Here is a 15,968-nt window from a genome sequence, read left to right as displayed (position 1 = left end):
ACTAGAAAGAGAGAATAAATTGAACAACAACATATGCAGTATAAGGTATGCCTACAACTATTAAAAAAATAAAAAGCCACTTTATAAGAGAGTCTGCCCATTGATCTTCATGCATGAACTCTTCTTTTGTTTGTCCTACTTCATATTGATTTTCCATTATTATTTCCCCCTTTGAATAGCTTGTACTACAATCGTATGCATCTCGTCCAAAGCTTATGACCTATAAAAAAATAAAATCTATTTTTCTAATCTCATATACATAATTTTGAGATTTTTTCATAAAACAGAAATAAAGGAGTGATGCTCATGAAGGAAATTGAAGTCGTGATTGATACGGAAGAGATTGCGGAGTTTTTTTATGAGCAACTAATTGAAAGAGGGTACGTCCCAAAACGAGAAGAAATTGAAGATCTCGCAGATATTACATTTGAGTATTTATTAGAGAAATGCATGATTGATGAAGTTTTTGATGAAGAGGATGAATGAAAGTAACGACGGGCATAACTCGTCGTTTTTTACTCTTTACAAACCTGTCACAAATATAGTCAATAATTATTGATATAATGAAAAGGAAATTTTACTCAAGAGGTGAAGGAATGTTCAAAAAAATTATTGATTCTTTATTAGGAAAGAAAAAATATCGTTCGTATTCAAGTAGTGATTATCGTCGTAGAGGGCGCTCGTATTCAAGTAGCGATTATAAACGACGTTCATCTGATTATGGACATCAACATTATAAAAGAAAACGTAAAAGCCGTAGCTTCTTTTCAAGTAGCTGATGAAATGGCGTCGTGTACTAGCATTATTTGATAGACCACTGCGAAAAAATACAATTGTTGCAGAGCGTTATAAAATTGAATCAGTAATTGGAATGGGCAGTTATGGGGTTACATATGTCGTTAATGATTTACAAATAAATAGATATAAAGTCTTAAAACAATTAAGACAAAGTAAACAAAGATATGAGTCTGGTAGAAAATCATTTGAACAAGAGAAAATGATTTTACAAACATTAAATCATCATGCAATTCCTAGTCTATATGATCATTTCATATGGGAGAAAAAGAGCTTCTTTGTGATGGAGTACATGTCTGGTAAAAATTTTGAAGATTATATTTTCATAGATGGGTATGTATATACAGAACGTGAAGTTTTTGAGATTTTATATGAAATATTAGAAATTGTATCGGTGTTTCATAGTGAAGGCATTATTCACCGAGATTTACGCATTCCAAACATATTAATGAAAGAAAATCAAATTAGTATTATTGATTTTGGATTAGCTAAATGGAAAGGTGAGGATGATGAGCGAGCTACAACTTACGAAGGTGAACAAGCTTTGATGCGAGAAGTTCAATTTCGTAGCGACTTTTATGCGCTCGGTCATTTCTCATTATTTTTATTATATGCAGGATATGAATCTAATGAAAAACAGGAAAAACCATGGTACGAAGAATTAACTTTGGAAAATTATAATCGCGAAATGCTTATGCGAATGTTACAAATAAAAACGCCGTACTATGAGAATGTACAAGATTTAAAACAAGATGTAGCTTCTGCTTTAGAAAGGATGGAGACTCCATGTTTCAAAAGTTTTTAGCAAGCGTTGGTATTGGAAGTGCAAAGGTAGATACTGTTCTTGAAAAAGATGAGTATATTGTTGGGGAAGAAATAGTTGGAAAGGTTCATATAACTGGAGGTTCAGTTAGCCAACAAATTGAAAGCATTTACTTAACATTATCGACGTCGTATGTACGAGAAGTGGATGATAAAAAAGTAACAGCAACATATGATTTAGAGCGAGTACGCTTAACCGAACCTTTTTCTGTAGAACCAAATGAAACAGTTGACATTCCATTTTCTTTTCCAATGCCAATTGAAGCACCACTTACACTTGGTATGAAAACGGTTTGGATTCATACAGGTCTTGATATTAAAAGTAGTATAGACCCAAGTGACCGCGACTACGTTCAAGTGTTACCTAATGCATTATTAAGTAGTGTTTTAGATAGTGTAAATGAATTAGGGTTTAAAGCACGTCATATAGAATGTGAAGAATTACCGCATCGATTACGTAAACAAGTTCCATTCGCACAAGAATTTGAGTTTATTCCGGTTTCTGGAGAGTACTACGGCAGATTAGATGAATTAGAATTATTAATTTTGCCACGTGCATACGACCGATTAGAAATAATTATGGAAGTAGATAGAAAATCACGTGGATTAGCTGGTTTATTCGCTGAGGCACTTGATCTTGATGAGAAGGTTATTCGCTTCACTGTAACAAGAGAAGATATCCCTGAGATGAAGCAAAAAATTAATAATTATATTTTTTAATAAACTATGCATAAAAAAGAAATGGAGAGGAAAACTAAAACAACCGCTCCATTTTTTTGCATAGTGAGGTTATGTATGTGAAACGATATCGACATTTATACTTGCTAAGTTTTACGTTACTCATTTGTTTTGTCGTATTATCACTTTCGTATCATACCGCTTGTATTGAGAACTTTGACAATATAGTCGCACATTTTATTCAAAGCTTTCGAAACGATTATTTGACGACCTATTTTACTTGGGTGTCTTTTATCGGTTCCAAAAGAATATATTTTCCATTACTCATTATTCTTGTAATGTATTTTCTCGTTAGAAAAAAGTTGCTTAGTGCGTTACTTCTAACAATTAATTACTACGGATCTCGTTATTTAAACAGTATGCTTAAACTATGGTACGAACGAGCAAGACCTGATGTCACGCAGCTTGTTACTGCAACTGGATATAGTTTTCCGAGCGGTCATACGATGAATGCTACTGCTTTTTTAGGATTTATTGCATACGTCACAATTACTGAAGAGCGTATTTCGTTGCATAAAAAATTGTTAATTATTCTTATAGCAAGCTTTGTTGTATTATCTATTTCAGTTAGCCGAATATATCTTGGCGTGCACTATCCATCTGACATATTAGCAGGATGGGCAGCTGGTGGTAGCTGGCTCGTTTTATGTGTTATATTCCATAAAACGTTCATAAAAAAAGAACCTATGTCATAATAGGTTCTTTTTTCATTGGCTCAACATGAATGTGTGCATGGTAAATTCCAAACTTTTTGCGAAGCATAGCTTCGATGTTGTCGGTAATACAGTGACTTTCTCCAACATCCATGCGAGCATCTACTTCAATTGTAATATCAACGTACGTTTGATTCCCATACATACGTGCTCTAATATCTACAATGTTTTCCACACCGCCAATATGCTCAATAGCATCAGCGTATTCTTCCATTTTATCAGGATCAATTCCATCTGTAAGCATATGAGAAGATTCTACGAAAATCTCCCATGCAGTTTTACAAATAATAAGACCGACAATTAAAGCGGCAATAGGGTCTAAAATAGGCATTTGGAACTGAGAACCGACAATACCTACTACGGTACCAATACTTACGAGTGCATCTGATAAATTATCCTTTGCAGCGGCTTCTAATGATTTACTTTTTGTTCGTGCTGCAATTTTTTTCGTATACAAATACACGCAGTACATAACGACAGCAGAAAATAAAGCAACCCATGCAGCGAGTATATTAGGCGCTGCTTGTTTCGGATTTAAGAAAGATTGAATGGCACTAATAACAACTTCTAATCCGACTGTTGCCATAATGAAGGACGCAACAAGTGATGCGATTTGTTCGGCCCGCGAATGCCCATACGGATGATCTGGGTCACGAGGTTTACGAGATATTTTTAGACCAATTAATATCGCTAAAGAAGCACCGATATCCGTTAAGTTATTTAAACCGTCAGCACGTAATGCGCTAGAGAGGGTAATATAACTGATGATGATTTTCATAGAGGATAAAAATATGTAGGCCATAATGCTGACAATAGCGCCTTTATCAGCTTCTTTATGAGAAAGAGTATCCATTTTAATCACTCACCTTTCTTTAAAGGAATTTCTTTCTATAAATAGAGTATCAAACGAAAGTCGTGTGGGTCTATACAAACATTGTTGACGTTTTATAGCTTTTTAAGAAGGGGATAACAAAGTTTCGTGAAGGAAAAATATGTTGAAAAGTACAAAGTCAGGGTGTAAACCTAATTAGAGTCTATTTACTAAAGAGATAGGAGGGGAGATGGATCAAGAAACGAATACTTTTCTTACTACATATTATTCTTATCATGACAAGGTGTAATTCATTAAACGAGGAAAAACGTCAAAAGATAATTATGAAAACAGATGAAAGCCCTCTGGAAAATATTTTCCAGAGGGCTTTCATCTTAGTATGCTTCTAAAAACTCAGTAACTTGCTCTTCTGTTTTTGCGTTAGCACTATGTAAGTGGCCTAGCTTCTCACCGTTTTGGTATACAAGTAAACTTGGAATACCCATTACTTGATACTCTTCAGCGATACTTGGAAACTCATCTTTATTAATAGAATACCATTCAAATTTATTGAACTCTTCCATTACATCTCCGATAAAGTTGTCCATACGTACGCAATCTGGGCACCATGTAGTAAAGAACTTAACAACTACTGGCTCCTCGCTTGCGATGATGTCTTTGAATTCTTGTTCTGTTTTAATTTCTTTCATAAGTAAAACTCCTTTCAATATCACACGAATTTATATGCAAAATTCGCATTTGCAAACATGTTGCAAACTTATTATTTGTTTTTTAGTTTTGTAGTTCGTTCACACTTATAAAATTGTATGTAACATGACTGCGCTACTAAGTGTGAAAATAACGGAACCTCACTTTTCTTTATAAGCTTTTTCCAGGATTGTGTCAAACTTTTGAATTTTATACAGAAATTAAAGAAGCCCAAACTTTGATTGAGTATGGGCAGAGTGACTAAAATTAATTGCTTATTAATTTCGAATAAATATTTAAATCGATAAGCTTTCCAGCTGATTTTTCGCTTTTTCTCAGAGTACCTTCAAAAGTAAAGTTTAATTTTTCTAATACTTTTACGGAATTTACATTTGCTGGTTCAACTTTTACAAAAATTGAATCAGGTTAGAAATTATATGGTTGTAATGGGAATTGAGGGATATGAATAAAAAAATTGTATCCCGCATTAACGGGCAGTAAGACCTCCACTGATTAAAGTTTCACTTTATTAGGGATTTGCCTTAAACATTTATTACAGTCAAGAATATTTATAATAATATGAACTAAAAAAGGTCCAATTTTTGTAATGTTGGAGGGGAGTATTGTGGACATAACTCAAAGCGTGGCAAGAATAGTGGTTAATGGGAAAGACCTTTCTTTCACTTCAGTTCAAACCTCTGCATGGAATCATGGACCTGTAAATGATTTAATCGTTACGACGAATCAGAGAGTGAATGAGCTTTATCAATTCATGTGGTCACAAGTACCGGTTACGATGTCGGTATATTTTCTTCAAGGGGCGGATTTACTTAGGTTCGTTAGGGTTGCTGGAATCGATGAGCGTGTAACCGGAGAATATGTATATCATTTCATTTGGTAATAAGAAGAATTCAAAGTAGTCTAGCAGCTACTGTTTTATTTTGTCATTTGAATATAAGCGAGCGGACTAGCTTATAGTACCTACTGAAATAAAGAATCATAATATAATTTGTAATAAATTATACGGAAGTGAGTTGAAGATCATGTTTTATTCATATTTTAATTCTGAAGCTGGCATACGACCAGCGTATGGTACGTCTATAACGTATAGTGGAGCACAAAGTACAGTCCAAGCTATTCAACAAGCATTGCAAATGCAACAACAAATGCAGCAGCAAGGAGTACAACCATATTACTCATCCGTAGAGTATTTTTACCCAGTACATCATGTTACACCGTACGGAAGTTCTTTTCTTACTATTCCATATGGAACTATATACAACTTATAGCTAGTAAGGAATGAAGTTGTTTATATAAATAAGGGTGCAGATTAATAGCGCCCTTATGAATAAGAAAAATAGCTAGTCCAAACCTTATAAATCAATCTTACATAATATGTAGTAATAAGTTTGAAAGGGGAATTAGTATGTCTTGTTATTACTACTGTAAGTATTGTAAGGAGTATAAAAAGAAGCATCATGATTGTTGTAAGAACACTAGTAAGTGTCATGATAATAAGGACAATCTTGTTAGAGCATCGGCATTTAGAGCTAGAAATACTGTGAATCAAAATGTTCCTGCTAATACTTTTGTGAAAGTGTTATTTCAAAATGAACAATTTGATTTAGCGAATGAGTATAATCCAGCAACATCTATTTTTACGCCGAAGACTAAAGGAGTATATTCTATTATTGGAACGATTGGTTTCTTTCCAAACGATCCAACTTTAAATTATAGAGCGCGTGTAGAAATTCGTGTGAATGGAAACGCAGCGATAGCTATAGATAATGACTTTTTTGGTCCAATAAGTTTTGGAAATGTCGTAAGTGTTTCGACGATTGTTCAATTGAATGCAGGGGATGAAGTTGAGATTTATGCACAAAGTAGTATAGATGGGGTTTTAAGTCCTTTAGAAGATGGGGCACATTTTGAAGCAGCAAGATTTCCTTCTCCAATTAAATAAAACAGATCATTAAATGTTTTTTAGTAGGTTTAGTTAATCCCCTTACCAAATGGTGGGGGAATATTATTGTTTTTCTAAAATATATAAGTAAATAGGTAAAGTGTAGTTTAATTTGTAGAGGTTTCAATCTTCTTCAGATAATAAACAGAATAATAAGTAACATGCTTGTGAAAACTCATTGTTAGTAAGTTTGCTAGTTTTCTTATAGAACAAGAAAGACGGAATACATAAAAGATCGTATCATTACGTTTTTTCTTTACTATATAGAAATTATATATTGAACATAGATTTGTGTAGGGAATCCTAATACACTGAAAAGAATAACATAAAGGCGATTACACTATATAAAAACAAAATCAATCCTAAGATGAGTAGTATTGGATGCAACTTGAACATATTTGACCTCCTTGAGTATATAAAGAATTTTAATATATTGTTGGTCAATTTAGAAGGGGGACGGTTACATAAAAAAAGAGCATACATAAAAAGTATGCTCCAAAGAAAGATAGGTTTTATGAGTGGATAATCTCCATACGATAATATATGTTCTATTAATAAAAACGTGTAAAAAATCAATGAATTATCAATGGAATATCATAAAATGAGTAATTTTAATTTAGGAATGCAGTTATTTTCTTTCTCAGTTATCTTTAGGTAACAAAGTTGTGAAAATCGTGCATTATGCGGACTAACAACGGGATAACGATCGTACTTCAGTTACATATTTCTGAAAGTCTGGATATTGCGTGATAGTTTGACATTTAGGGGTGCATAGTTGATTAATTATAGACACATTTGTAATTACTTCGTTACAAGGACCGAAAAATGTAACTTTTAGTTTTGAATTTGGTGGAATTTTAAACACGATAGGTTTTTTTTCCATGAAATCAGCTCCTAATATTGAGTATTATAATTTAAAGGATATAGAGTCGTATTAGTATAATATGAAATTTCAGTGGATTTGCTTATAATAAAGAATTTCATAGTAGTAAAAGTGCTTAAAGATGTAAAGGGGAAATTGAGAATGTGAAATAAAATGTTTAATTAATATAACTAATGCATTTTTTAGTTTGTTACATATTATGTTAGTAAGAATGGTATAAGGAGGTAGTATAAAATATTGGAAGAAAATGTACAAGCTCAGCTTTCGCCACCGTGGATCACATATTTTAATGAATTAAAAAATTCAACATTTGACTTAATAATATATAGAAAATGAGTAGTGATTTTTATTAACTGAAAGGGAATTGATACTGGAAGTTTTAAGTTAATAATATAAGAGGATTTTTTCTAATATCTATAAAAATGTTCAATACCTAAATTGATAGGATGAGACTACATAACAAATAGTAAGGTATATTTCGAATATGAGAATATTTTTTGTGACATACATGTTAAAGCTAATAGAAATATTTCTGAAAGAGAATATATTTTGAAAAACGGTAAAGATTCTTTTTATTTATATTATAGATAGCTAGTTTTAGAGAGAGGAGGCTTACAATAAAACAAGCTATGAATAAGACATTAAAAAGGAGCTGGAATGTATGGGGTATATTGTAGATATTTCAAAATGGAATGGAACTATCAATTGGGATATTGCAGCATCTCAGCTAGATTTAGTGATTGCTAGAGTTCAAGATGGCTCTAATACGGTGGATTTTATGTATCAAAATTATGTTAGTGAAATGAAAAAGCATAGTATCCCATTCGGTAATTATGCTTTTTGCCGTTTTATATCTATTGCTGATGCAAAGAAAGAGGCACAAGATTTTTGGAATCGTGGTGATCAATCTGCTAAGTTTTGGGTAGCGGACGTAGAAGTTCAAACGATGGTAGATATGCAAGGCGGGACACAGGCATTTATTGATGAATTACGCCGTTTAGGTGCGGAAAAAGTAGGATTATATGTAGGGCATCACACGTATCTATCATTTGGAGCACGTAATATTGAAGCTGATTTCGTATGGATCCCTCGCTATGGAGGGAATAAGCCAGCATATCCATGCGATATGTGGCAATATACGGATTCAGGGAATGTTCCTGGGATTGGGAAATGTGATCTGAATCGATTAGTAGGAAATAAGTCACTTTCTTGGTTTATAAATTCGAACAAAGCAAATCAATCTAACATAGTGTATACACAGCAACCGAATGGCATTGGTATTGCAGTTTCGAAATATCCTGATGGATATGGAATAAATTTATATGAAAACCCCATGAATCCCCAATTTACAGGTACACTCACTCAGAAAATTCCATATTTAATCTTAGCAGGTTATTGGGGAGGCGGTGAGCAAGATATGATTTGTTTAGGGAACGATAAGCAGTGGGTATATTTAAAACATTTTAATGTGAAATGGTTTTATGCAACTTCAAAATATCCTGTCGGTTACGGAGTAAATTATTATGAAGAGCCTGAATGTATGAATTATAAAGGAAACATAGATGGATCGACATCTTTTCGAGTGTGGGGTAGAGTGGGAAATGCGGTAGATATCGGACAGAATAGTTGGATACCTGAAAAACATGTAATTATTAAGCAACTATAGAAGCTATATTTTTTTGAGAATTATATAAAGAGTCTTCTTACTATGCATAGTAAGAAGACTCTTTATATTTAAAAATGAAAATACATGATACATAGTCAACTCATATGAAATGAATTACATGTAGAAAACACACTGTTTTCACAATGACTGTGTATAGTTAATTTGCATAATGATAAAAGTGAGGTATTTGAATTGAAAAAGAAGAAAATATTTATTGGAACAATTATTTCATGCATGATGCTAGCATTATCTGCATGTGGTTCCTCAGACAACGTAGTAACATCAAAAGTAGGAAATGTTACAGAGAAAGAATTAAGTAAAGAATTACGACAACAATATGGAGAAAGTACTTTATATCAAATGATGTTAAGTAAGGCATTGCTAGATAAATATAAAGTTTCAGATGAGGAAGCAAAAAAGAAAGTAGAAGAAGCAAAAGATAAAATGGGTGAAAACTTTAAATCGACTTTAGAACAACTTGGGTTGAAAAATGAAGATGAATTAAAAGAAAAAATGAAGCCAGAAATTGCATTTGAGAAAGCGATTAAAGCAACAGTTACAGATAAAGATGTAAAAGATAACTATAAACCAGAAATGAAAGTAAGTCACATTTTAGTGAAAGATGAAAAAACGGCTAAAGAAATAAAGGAGAAAGTAAATAATGGTGAAGATTTTGCTGCCTTAGCAAGACAGTATTCAGAAGATACTGGTTCAAAGGAACAGGGCGGGGAAATATCTGGTTTTGCTCCTGGGCAAACAGTGAAAGAATTTGAGGAAGCTGCGTATAAATTAGATGCAGGCCAAGTAAGTGAGCCGGTTAAAACAACTTACGGTTACCATATTATTAAAGTGACGGATAAAAAAGAATTGAAGCCATTTGATGAAGTAAAGGATAAAATTCGTAAAGATATAGAACAACAAAGACTACAAGATACGACAGGTAAATGGAAACAACAAGTAGTCAATGATTTATTGAAAGATGCTGATATTAAAGTGAATAATAAAGAATTTAAAGATACATTTAAATTTCTAGAAAAGAAATAATGACTGTAATCATAATTAGAAAAGGGAACTCATATAGAGTTCCCTTTTTCTAATTAGTGTGTGAGTTATAAATAGATAGTAAGACAATACAATATTACATTTAAATATTAAGAATTACAATGGAAAATTATGGATTGTAGTTATTTCAACGAAAGTGGATATTCTACGGTTTTCATTATGCAAGTTTATTACATATATTTACTCTTTAATAATGGATATCGAACATAATTTAAAAAATAATACATATAATGTTTTTGAATAAATATTTAACATGGATAATTAGTAAAAAGCTGAGCATTCGATTGGAAAGGATGTTCTTTTTTATATGAAAATTTTAGGATAAAGAATGAATCGTTTTAAACGCGTCATTTACCACATCAATAAATTAAGGTGGTGGAGAATATATGAAAGTAATCTTTCAAGGAGAGGGCGGCGCGAAAATTTTTGAGTCATATGATGAAAATGTAAGTGATTTATTAGCTATATTAAAAGAAACGAAAGGGATTAAAATCGGGATGGTTGAGTATAAAGTGTTAAAGTACGAACTTAATTATTTTCGTCATCCGAAAAAAGCGGATACAGAGAGAGAGTTACATATAATAGTACAACCTAAGTATATGTAATAAAATATAATAATAAAAATCATTGATTCAGTTTTGTAAAGTTCCATAGAGTATGTAAGAAAAGAGAGTGTTGTAAATGCTCTCTTTTCTTATGCTTTGTGAGTTCGTTCATCATAGTATATGTTTTCAGTTATAGATGGTTAATAAACGATAAAAATTTAAAACTTTTTCGTTTAGGCAGGGATTTTATATTTAAGTAAATAAATATACTATGAAGTATTTTTTATTCGAATACTGGAGGAGTATAAAATGAGTTTAGCAAGTTACATAGGCTGTAATGTAGAAATTCCGTTAACGGATCCGGATTCTAATAATCTAATTGTTTTTGGACCGTGTTTTTCAGATGAAAGTATGCTTGAAATTGTACAAGATTATCAATTCCAAACAAATTACACATATGAGGTTTCAACTAGTTGGGGAATTGAACTTGTCGAGTGGCAAAATGTAAAGGAAAAAAAGAAGCGAAAGAAAAACTTTTAACTTTATGGAAGGTTATTCGGAAGATAGAGACTATTTCGAATTATTTAGTTGTTGGGTTGGTGATGAAGATAAGGAACGAGTAGGGGAATTGAACTTAAAAATAAATCATTTTAATATAGATGAATTATGTATTCCAGAAAGAACATTAGTTAGGATAGAAAAATAAGCTTTGAAATATTTTTTAGAAAAAGGTGATTTCACTTTGGGTGAAGTCGCCTTTTAGTTGTTATATGCATGTTATATAAGAAATGAGAAGTTTATTTGATAAAGGAAAAAAGTATGGAGATAAATAAAATTATGTTTTTTGTTAAGAAATAATAAGTATGGCTCTTCTCAAAAGAACGTAAGTTCGTGTATAATAAGAACGAATGTTCTTTTAAGAAGTAACCTAATTATAGTTTAGAAGTAAATTCGAGTTTAGTAAGTATTAAAAATAACTAAGGGATAGTATGGCTAAATAAATGTATAAATGATCAAGGAGATAAAAAATGAACGATGTAAAGATACAAAAAGAAGAAAGAGAGTGGGTTCCGTTTACAGTAATGTCCGAACAACTTTTAAATATGAGAAAGATTATTGGAGAGAAATTAAAAGTACAAAAACCGCTTTTAACAAATGAAGCAAAAGAGAGAATTTCTGATAAATTATTAACGTCATTACTGTCTGAGAAAGAAATATTGGTAACATATTTTGAAGATGGTTACATACTAACAAGCTACATGACTGTTGTACATATCAATCCGGTAAAACAAATTGTAATTTGTACAGACGCTTTTTATAAAACTTACGTATTTAACGCTATGGATATTATTGAAATAACGTAAAAGAAGCTGAGTATTAAATGGCAGCTTCTTTTATTTCTGATTTATGAGACAAATAATACAAGAAAAAGCAGCTAGCTTCGTGCTAGCTGCTGAGCCCCAGGGAAAGGGAGAAAAAGATAGGGTACTCCAAAATCGACAAGAGCTGTCAAACAGCCTGATTATAGTATAGACAAATTAAAATTTTCTATACAGAAAGTTGAACATAAGATTAGGCTGTACCCACTTGGTTTTGATCTGCAAGGTCAGAATCAAATGTATTGGTCGCGCTAACACCGCTAAAAGTATTAACAACAAAACCAACGTTTGATGCGCCGGAACCATTATAAGCTTTCGTATTTTCTTTCGGAGATACGTTGTAGAAATCACCTAAGTTAAATGATCCATTGCTATTTTGTACAACTAAATTTCCTACAACTGATGGCATAATTTTCACCTGCTTTATAATAAGTTGTTAACATTACTATATGGAGTTATAGTTCAGATGGTTCATACAATAAAAATTGTGGAATAGTAAAACGTTTGGAGCGTGGATTTCAATAAAAGTGTGTTAAAATTAATATAATAAAGTTGAGTAATTTTTTAAAAAAATTTGTATAATTGATATATATGAAAATAAAGGAGGCAAAATGTAATGAAAGATATTATGAAAAAAGTTGATTTAACAGATGCCAAATCAAGTAATCTTGTTGCATTAATTTATAGTAATGAAGTTATATTAGTTGAAGACGCATTTTGTCCAAATGAAATAAAATTAAAGTTTAATGAAATTGCAATTTTATCTGCAATTAAAACAGCCCATATTGCGAAAGTGTCTATTAGGAAAGAACTTGAAGCGCTTTTTCATGATACGGGTGTTATATTAGTGAAACAAAATGTTGATTATGGTAGTAGCCAATCTATTACCATGCATTTTGAGCAATTTAAAAAATTGCAAGATGAGATTGAACATTTAAATAAAAGTATATAATAAAGCAGCTAAATAAAGGTTCTATCATAAAGGTGGAATGTGTTGTGTTGAAAAAGTGGTTTAAAAATTATTTGGGTGAATCGCATTGTAAACATAAATATATTTTTATTAAGATGCAGGATAATGAGGATTTTAAAAAAAGGTACATTAGGTGTAGTTTATATTTACCGGTGTGAGAAATGTGGAAAAGAGAAGTTTAAATGTAAAAACAATAATGAAATAAACAATGAATTTTTAGATATATAGCAAAAAGTAACCATGATGGTTACTTTTTTACTTATGTATGCAATATCAAAACCATTACTAAAGTATGAGTTGAGTTGATACTATAGTAAATCGCTGAATAAAAATGAAGAGAGTAAGATATAGGGAAGGAGGATGAGAGAAATGAAGCGAAAAGAAATTAGTAAATCTGTAATTATTACAGGTGTGACACAAGGGTTAGGACGTGCGATGGTTGATCGATTTCATGAATTAGGGTGGAACATATATGGTTGTGGACGTTCAAAAGATAAAATTGAAGAACTAAAAAAACAGTACAGTAAAATACATGATTTCCAAGTAATTGATGTTTCAGATTCTCAGCAAGTTAATAACTGGGCAAATTATATATTTAATAGACATACGGCTCCCGATCTGATAATAAATAATGCATCGATTGTAAATCAAAATGCACAACTTTGGAAAATTACGGCTCAAGAATTCGAAAATGTAATGAATGTAAACGTGAATGGTGTAGTAAATGTAATAAGAGCGTTTGTTCCCGCAATGGTAGCTAGGAAAGAAGGAATTATCATTAATATAAGTTCTAGTTGGGGGAGAGAAGGTGAAGCTGAGCTTGCGCCATATTGTGCCTCGAAATTTGCAATTGAGGGTATCACTAAATCTATGGCCCTGGAATTACCCCATGGCATGGCTGTAGTTGCTTTAGATCCTGGGGGGAGTATTAGTACTCCAATGCTGAAGTCATGTGCGCCACAATATATAAATGAATCGCCTACACCTGAAACTTGGTCACATAACGCAATTGAATATATATTGAATATAACAATAGATAAAAATGGAGATTCATTGACATGCCCAGCATGCGTATAAAAAGCACCTTTAAGGTGCTTTTTATATTAGTAGCACATTAGATCATTCACAAAATTACATCTGAAAAATAAAATAAAAGATTAAGGGTGAGATTTGTTTGTTTTGAAAGCTTTAGAAAATATTTGAATAGGTGATAAAAATGAATCCAAGCAGTTTAAAAGTGACAGGGGCATGGTTTCAAGTAGGGGGGAATCTTACAGCTGCTATTGGAACGACAAGAGGATTTATTGGAGAAGAGAAAGTTGAATCGGAACTTGTTATTGTAGGAAGCTCATTACAAGCCCTCGGGTATATATTACAAATCATTGCGAGCAATTATGATGATGGGGAAGAAAAAAGAGAGAATCAAAGTAAATTACTTGATCAAATAGGAATTGAGTTATTAGCATTAGGAAATATATCAAATGTAATAGGAATATATTTTAATATAAATGAACAATTGAAAGAAAATGATTATCTTATCATTACAGGGAACAGTTTACAATCGATTGGTGCTTTTTTAGGAGTAGAAGCAGCTTTGGTGGATATAAATGTATTACAGAAAATTATTATACTGGGTAACTCCATGCAAAGTTTAGGAGCTGGATTACAAGCGTATCAAGGTGTTTTAAATGTATTGAAAGATGAGAAAGAAAATAAAGATAGTATTTTTGATAAGAAGGATGAGAGAATCATTGCACTCATTGGTATTTGGATACAAGCGATAGGAACGTTAATTTCCGCAATTGGAATAACTGCAATAGAGGAAGAAAATAGGCTAGAAAACAATGAAAAGTCTGAAATACTTATATAAATAGAAGGAGATACATTGATTTTAGAGGCAGGTTAAGATTAAAATGGTAGTAGGTTTTTTTGCGTATATTTTGAAAAGTGATATATAAAATACAAAATAAGGAGTTTTCAAGGGATGATGTATTTATTAGCAATTTTTCTTCCACCTGTTGCTGTATTATTTTGTGGAAAACCAATTCAGGCAATCATAAATTTCATATTAACATTAATATTTTGGGTTCCAGGAGTTATACACGCAATTCTTGTAGTGCATGATAAAAAAGCTGATCAGCGTTTGAAAAAACAAATTCAAGCATATGATGAAATTAATAAGAGAAATCGAAGATAATTCATCTGCCAAATGTTTTTAAAAGAAAGGAGGATTAACCTCCTTTCTTTTTTAGTGGGTGTTAAGTTTAAATTTTTGTGTGGCGGAAAGAATTTTTAATGTAAGTATTATGATAATAACTTTTAGATTGTGCATGTAATAGGCCAGTATAAATGCTTTCTGGTACATTAAAGAAATCATACATACCATGCTTTAATTGGATTCGCAAAATCATAGAAAAAGGATTATAACCAACAGCAACTATATTTTTTGAGGTAACCGGAGATAGCTTCATTATTATGCAACTCCTTATTTTTCATTTTTAATAATTCTTTGTAGGTAACGGTATTGTGGTGTTGAAATCTTTATAATTAAAGAGGTATTATACCTATATTCAATATATTTAATATTGGTTATACGTAATTATAAGTAAGTTCACACGAAGTTCATATCGATATGCTATTTTTATTTCACCTTTGATTTATTAATAAGAAAATATTGACCATTTGAAAAAAAGGTATATTATTTATACGAGGTAATAAAAATTCACTTCTTTCATTATTATGCTAAAAGGGGCAGCATTATTAGAAAATTAGAAGTGAAAATAGTATGTATAAGAGCCATTCTAAAATTTGTAATCTGTGAATTAGGAAAATATTGAATGCTCCAGGTCAGTACACTTTCTTGCCTAAACGTATTTACGAAAGTGACCTCAATATTTTTAATTAAATCAACGG

At 31.7% G+C, this 15,968-nt stretch carries 24 protein-coding genes and 2 pseudogenes; 19 read left to right on the top strand and 7 right to left on the bottom strand.

Annotated features, from left to right (window positions below):
• Position 1: 1 nt before the first annotated feature.
• Complete coding sequence (locus D1166_RS05515) at positions 2-157, bottom strand: DUF3930 family protein (RefSeq protein WP_000431486.1); 156 nt, start codon at positions 155-157, stop codon at positions 2-4.
• 149 nt (positions 158-306) lie between these two features.
• Here D1166_RS05515 and D1166_RS05510 point away from each other — a divergent pair, with 149 nt between their 5' ends.
• From D1166_RS05510 to D1166_RS05490, 5 genes are all read left to right on the top strand, one after another.
• Positions 307-486, top strand: coding sequence for a YozD family protein (locus D1166_RS05510; RefSeq protein WP_000658451.1), 180 nt, complete (start codon positions 307-309; stop codon positions 484-486).
• A gap of 110 nt (positions 487-596) precedes the next feature.
• Complete coding sequence (locus D1166_RS05505; protein ID WP_002119095.1) at positions 597-779, top strand: hypothetical protein; 183 nt, start codon at positions 597-599, stop codon at positions 777-779.
• On the top strand, positions 779-1,600 hold the full coding sequence (locus D1166_RS05500) for a serine/threonine protein kinase (protein ID WP_097861809.1): 822 nt from the start codon (positions 779-781) through the stop codon (positions 1,598-1,600). Before D1166_RS05505 ends, D1166_RS05500 begins: the two co-directional genes overlap by 1 nt.
• A complete protein-coding gene (locus D1166_RS05495) occupies positions 1,582-2,337 on the top strand; it encodes a sporulation protein (RefSeq protein ID WP_098221018.1) in 756 nt (251 codons plus the stop codon). Before D1166_RS05500 ends, D1166_RS05495 begins: the two co-directional genes overlap by 19 nt.
• Positions 2,338-2,414: 77 nt before the next feature.
• The gene (locus D1166_RS05490) at positions 2,415-3,050 is read left to right on the top strand and encodes a phosphatase PAP2 family protein (protein WP_000833370.1); all 636 of its coding nucleotides are present in this window, start codon (positions 2,415-2,417) and stop codon (positions 3,048-3,050) included.
• Here the strand turns inward: D1166_RS05490 and D1166_RS05485 are convergent.
• From D1166_RS05485 to D1166_RS05475, 3 genes and pseudogenes are all read right to left on the bottom strand, one after another.
• Positions 3,040-3,921 (bottom strand): cation diffusion facilitator family transporter, encoded by an 882-nt coding sequence (locus D1166_RS05485; RefSeq protein ID WP_000380380.1) that lies wholly within the window; start codon positions 3,919-3,921, stop codon positions 3,040-3,042. The two genes, D1166_RS05490 and D1166_RS05485, sit on opposite strands and share 11 nt — an antisense overlap.
• Before the next feature lie 353 nt (positions 3,922-4,274).
• Complete coding sequence (locus D1166_RS05480; RefSeq protein ID WP_000658787.1) at positions 4,275-4,589, bottom strand: thioredoxin family protein; 315 nt, start codon at positions 4,587-4,589, stop codon at positions 4,275-4,277.
• A gap of 265 nt (positions 4,590-4,854) precedes the next feature.
• Positions 4,855-5,004 (bottom strand): annotated as a pseudogene (locus tag D1166_RS05475) (GNAT family N-acetyltransferase); the annotation flags it as partial.
• A gap of 208 nt (positions 5,005-5,212) precedes the next feature.
• Here D1166_RS05475 and D1166_RS05470 point away from each other — a divergent pair.
• The 3 genes from D1166_RS05470 (at position 5,213) to D1166_RS05460 (ending at position 6,550) form a co-directional block, all read left to right on the top strand.
• A complete protein-coding gene (locus D1166_RS05470; protein WP_016109915.1) occupies positions 5,213-5,488 on the top strand; it encodes a hypothetical protein in 276 nt (91 codons plus the stop codon).
• Between the two features lie 142 nt (positions 5,489-5,630).
• Positions 5,631-5,876 (top strand): DUF3947 family protein, encoded by a 246-nt coding sequence (locus D1166_RS05465; protein ID WP_097861807.1) that lies wholly within the window; start codon positions 5,631-5,633, stop codon positions 5,874-5,876.
• Between the two features lie 137 nt (positions 5,877-6,013).
• Complete coding sequence (locus D1166_RS05460; RefSeq protein WP_002100961.1) at positions 6,014-6,550, top strand: C1q-like domain-containing protein; 537 nt, start codon at positions 6,014-6,016, stop codon at positions 6,548-6,550.
• A 688-nt stretch (positions 6,551-7,238) separates the two neighbouring features.
• Here the strand turns inward: D1166_RS05460 and D1166_RS05455 are convergent.
• Positions 7,239-7,433 carry a hypothetical protein gene (locus D1166_RS05455; protein ID WP_000412559.1) on the bottom strand — a complete coding sequence of 65 codons (195 nt, stop codon included), beginning with the start codon at positions 7,431-7,433 and terminating at the stop codon, positions 7,239-7,241.
• A gap of 661 nt (positions 7,434-8,094) precedes the next feature.
• On the opposite strand from D1166_RS05455, the gene D1166_RS05450 reads away from it, so the two are divergent.
• The 6 genes from D1166_RS05450 (at position 8,095) to D1166_RS05430 (ending at position 12,070) form a co-directional block, all read left to right on the top strand.
• Positions 8,095-9,099: a glycoside hydrolase family 25 protein gene (locus tag D1166_RS05450; RefSeq protein WP_000540659.1), complete on the top strand. Its 1,005-nt coding sequence runs from the start codon at positions 8,095-8,097 to the stop codon at positions 9,097-9,099.
• A 192-nt stretch (positions 9,100-9,291) separates the two neighbouring features.
• On the top strand, positions 9,292-10,143 hold the full coding sequence (locus tag D1166_RS05445) for a peptidylprolyl isomerase PrsA (RefSeq protein WP_000727344.1): 852 nt from the start codon (positions 9,292-9,294) through the stop codon (positions 10,141-10,143).
• Between the two features lie 404 nt (positions 10,144-10,547).
• Positions 10,548-10,766 (top strand): hypothetical protein, encoded by a 219-nt coding sequence (locus D1166_RS05440; RefSeq protein ID WP_000864279.1) that lies wholly within the window; start codon positions 10,548-10,550, stop codon positions 10,764-10,766.
• Between the two features lie 249 nt (positions 10,767-11,015).
• Positions 11,016-11,246 carry a KH domain-containing protein gene (locus D1166_RS05435; protein WP_000050517.1) on the top strand — a complete coding sequence of 77 codons (231 nt, stop codon included), beginning with the start codon at positions 11,016-11,018 and terminating at the stop codon, positions 11,244-11,246.
• A 4-nt stretch (positions 11,247-11,250) separates the two neighbouring features.
• Positions 11,251-11,412, top strand: coding sequence for a hypothetical protein (locus D1166_RS31170; protein WP_165851656.1), 162 nt, complete (start codon positions 11,251-11,253; stop codon positions 11,410-11,412).
• A 322-nt stretch (positions 11,413-11,734) separates the two neighbouring features.
• Positions 11,735-12,070 carry a YolD-like family protein gene (locus D1166_RS05430; RefSeq protein WP_001999741.1) on the top strand — a complete coding sequence of 112 codons (336 nt, stop codon included), beginning with the start codon at positions 11,735-11,737 and terminating at the stop codon, positions 12,068-12,070.
• Positions 12,071-12,278: 208 nt separating this feature from the next.
• Here D1166_RS05430 and gerPF read toward each other — a convergent pair whose 3' ends face one another.
• The gene (gerPF, locus tag D1166_RS05425) at positions 12,279-12,494 is read right to left on the bottom strand and encodes a spore germination protein GerPF (RefSeq protein ID WP_001141569.1); all 216 of its coding nucleotides are present in this window, start codon (positions 12,492-12,494) and stop codon (positions 12,279-12,281) included.
• A gap of 207 nt (positions 12,495-12,701) precedes the next feature.
• Between gerPF and D1166_RS05420 the strand changes: the two genes are divergently transcribed.
• The 5 genes and pseudogenes from D1166_RS05420 to D1166_RS05400 all read left to right on the top strand — a co-directional run bounded on the left by D1166_RS05420 (position 12,702) and on the right by D1166_RS05400 (position 15,252).
• Positions 12,702-13,037 (top strand): hypothetical protein, encoded by a 336-nt coding sequence (locus D1166_RS05420; protein ID WP_000651906.1) that lies wholly within the window; start codon positions 12,702-12,704, stop codon positions 13,035-13,037.
• Between the two features lie 44 nt (positions 13,038-13,081).
• A pseudogene (locus D1166_RS05415) lies at positions 13,082-13,283 on the top strand (hypothetical protein).
• A gap of 141 nt (positions 13,284-13,424) precedes the next feature.
• Positions 13,425-14,132, top strand: a complete 708-nt coding sequence (locus D1166_RS05410) for an SDR family oxidoreductase (RefSeq protein WP_097856171.1) — start codon at positions 13,425-13,427, stop codon at positions 14,130-14,132.
• Between the two features lie 139 nt (positions 14,133-14,271).
• Positions 14,272-14,925 carry a DUF6944 family repetitive protein gene (locus tag D1166_RS05405; protein ID WP_001070041.1) on the top strand — a complete coding sequence of 218 codons (654 nt, stop codon included), beginning with the start codon at positions 14,272-14,274 and terminating at the stop codon, positions 14,923-14,925.
• A 114-nt stretch (positions 14,926-15,039) separates the two neighbouring features.
• Positions 15,040-15,252: a YqaE/Pmp3 family membrane protein gene (locus tag D1166_RS05400; protein WP_000990218.1), complete on the top strand. Its 213-nt coding sequence runs from the start codon at positions 15,040-15,042 to the stop codon at positions 15,250-15,252.
• Between the two features lie 67 nt (positions 15,253-15,319).
• Here the strand turns inward: D1166_RS05400 and D1166_RS05395 are convergent, their stop codons facing one another.
• Positions 15,320-15,526 carry a KTSC domain-containing protein gene (locus tag D1166_RS05395; RefSeq protein ID WP_000777843.1) on the bottom strand — a complete coding sequence of 69 codons (207 nt, stop codon included), beginning with the start codon at positions 15,524-15,526 and terminating at the stop codon, positions 15,320-15,322.
• Positions 15,527-15,968: the final 442 nt, after the last annotated feature.

The organism is Bacillus sp. ISO11, assembly GCF_003458115.1.
GTDB lineage: Bacteria > Bacillota > Bacilli > Bacillales > Bacillaceae_G > Bacillus_A > Bacillus_A cereus.
The sequence above is the reverse complement of the archived record's forward strand: the minus strand, read 5'-3'. Positions and strand labels throughout refer to the sequence as shown.

What these genes read in the sequence shown, in the direction of transcription:
- D1166_RS05515 (WP_000431486.1), bottom strand. Translation starts at nt 157, where the DNA reads ATGGAAAATCAATATGAAGTAGGACAAACAAAAGAAGAGTTCATGCAT.
- D1166_RS05510 (WP_000658451.1), top strand. Translation starts at nt 307, where the DNA reads ATGAAGGAAATTGAAGTCGTGATTGATACGGAAGAGATTGCGGAGTTT.
- D1166_RS05505 (WP_002119095.1), top strand. Translation starts at nt 597, where the DNA reads ATGTTCAAAAAAATTATTGATTCTTTATTAGGAAAGAAAAAATATCGT.
- D1166_RS05500 (WP_097861809.1), top strand. Translation starts at nt 779, where the DNA reads ATGAAATGGCGTCGTGTACTAGCATTATTTGATAGACCACTGCGAAAA.
- D1166_RS05495 (WP_098221018.1), top strand. Translation starts at nt 1,582, where the DNA reads ATGTTTCAAAAGTTTTTAGCAAGCGTTGGTATTGGAAGTGCAAAGGTA.
- D1166_RS05485 (WP_000380380.1), bottom strand. Translation starts at nt 3,921, where the DNA reads ATGGATACTCTTTCTCATAAAGAAGCTGATAAAGGCGCTATTGTCAGC.
- D1166_RS05480 (WP_000658787.1), bottom strand. Translation starts at nt 4,589, where the DNA reads ATGAAAGAAATTAAAACAGAACAAGAATTCAAAGACATCATCGCAAGC.
- D1166_RS05465 (WP_097861807.1), top strand. Translation starts at nt 5,631, where the DNA reads ATGTTTTATTCATATTTTAATTCTGAAGCTGGCATACGACCAGCGTAT.
- D1166_RS05460 (WP_002100961.1), top strand. Translation starts at nt 6,014, where the DNA reads ATGTCTTGTTATTACTACTGTAAGTATTGTAAGGAGTATAAAAAGAAG.
- D1166_RS05455 (WP_000412559.1), bottom strand. Translation starts at nt 7,433, where the DNA reads ATGGAAAAAAAACCTATCGTGTTTAAAATTCCACCAAATTCAAAACTA.
- D1166_RS05450 (WP_000540659.1), top strand. Translation starts at nt 8,095, where the DNA reads ATGGGGTATATTGTAGATATTTCAAAATGGAATGGAACTATCAATTGG.
- D1166_RS05440 (WP_000864279.1), top strand. Translation starts at nt 10,548, where the DNA reads ATGAAAGTAATCTTTCAAGGAGAGGGCGGCGCGAAAATTTTTGAGTCA.
- D1166_RS05435 (WP_000050517.1), top strand. Translation starts at nt 11,016, where the DNA reads ATGAGTTTAGCAAGTTACATAGGCTGTAATGTAGAAATTCCGTTAACG.
- D1166_RS31170 (WP_165851656.1), top strand. Translation starts at nt 11,251, where the DNA reads ATGGAAGGTTATTCGGAAGATAGAGACTATTTCGAATTATTTAGTTGT.
- D1166_RS05430 (WP_001999741.1), top strand. Translation starts at nt 11,735, where the DNA reads ATGAACGATGTAAAGATACAAAAAGAAGAAAGAGAGTGGGTTCCGTTT.
- gerPF (WP_001141569.1), bottom strand. Translation starts at nt 12,494, where the DNA reads ATGCCATCAGTTGTAGGAAATTTAGTTGTACAAAATAGCAATGGATCA.
- D1166_RS05420 (WP_000651906.1), top strand. Translation starts at nt 12,702, where the DNA reads ATGAAAGATATTATGAAAAAAGTTGATTTAACAGATGCCAAATCAAGT.
- D1166_RS05410 (WP_097856171.1), top strand. Translation starts at nt 13,425, where the DNA reads ATGAAGCGAAAAGAAATTAGTAAATCTGTAATTATTACAGGTGTGACA.
- D1166_RS05405 (WP_001070041.1), top strand. Translation starts at nt 14,272, where the DNA reads ATGAATCCAAGCAGTTTAAAAGTGACAGGGGCATGGTTTCAAGTAGGG.
- D1166_RS05400 (WP_000990218.1), top strand. Translation starts at nt 15,040, where the DNA reads ATGATGTATTTATTAGCAATTTTTCTTCCACCTGTTGCTGTATTATTT.
- D1166_RS05395 (WP_000777843.1), bottom strand. Translation starts at nt 15,526, where the DNA reads ATGAAGCTATCTCCGGTTACCTCAAAAAATATAGTTGCTGTTGGTTAT.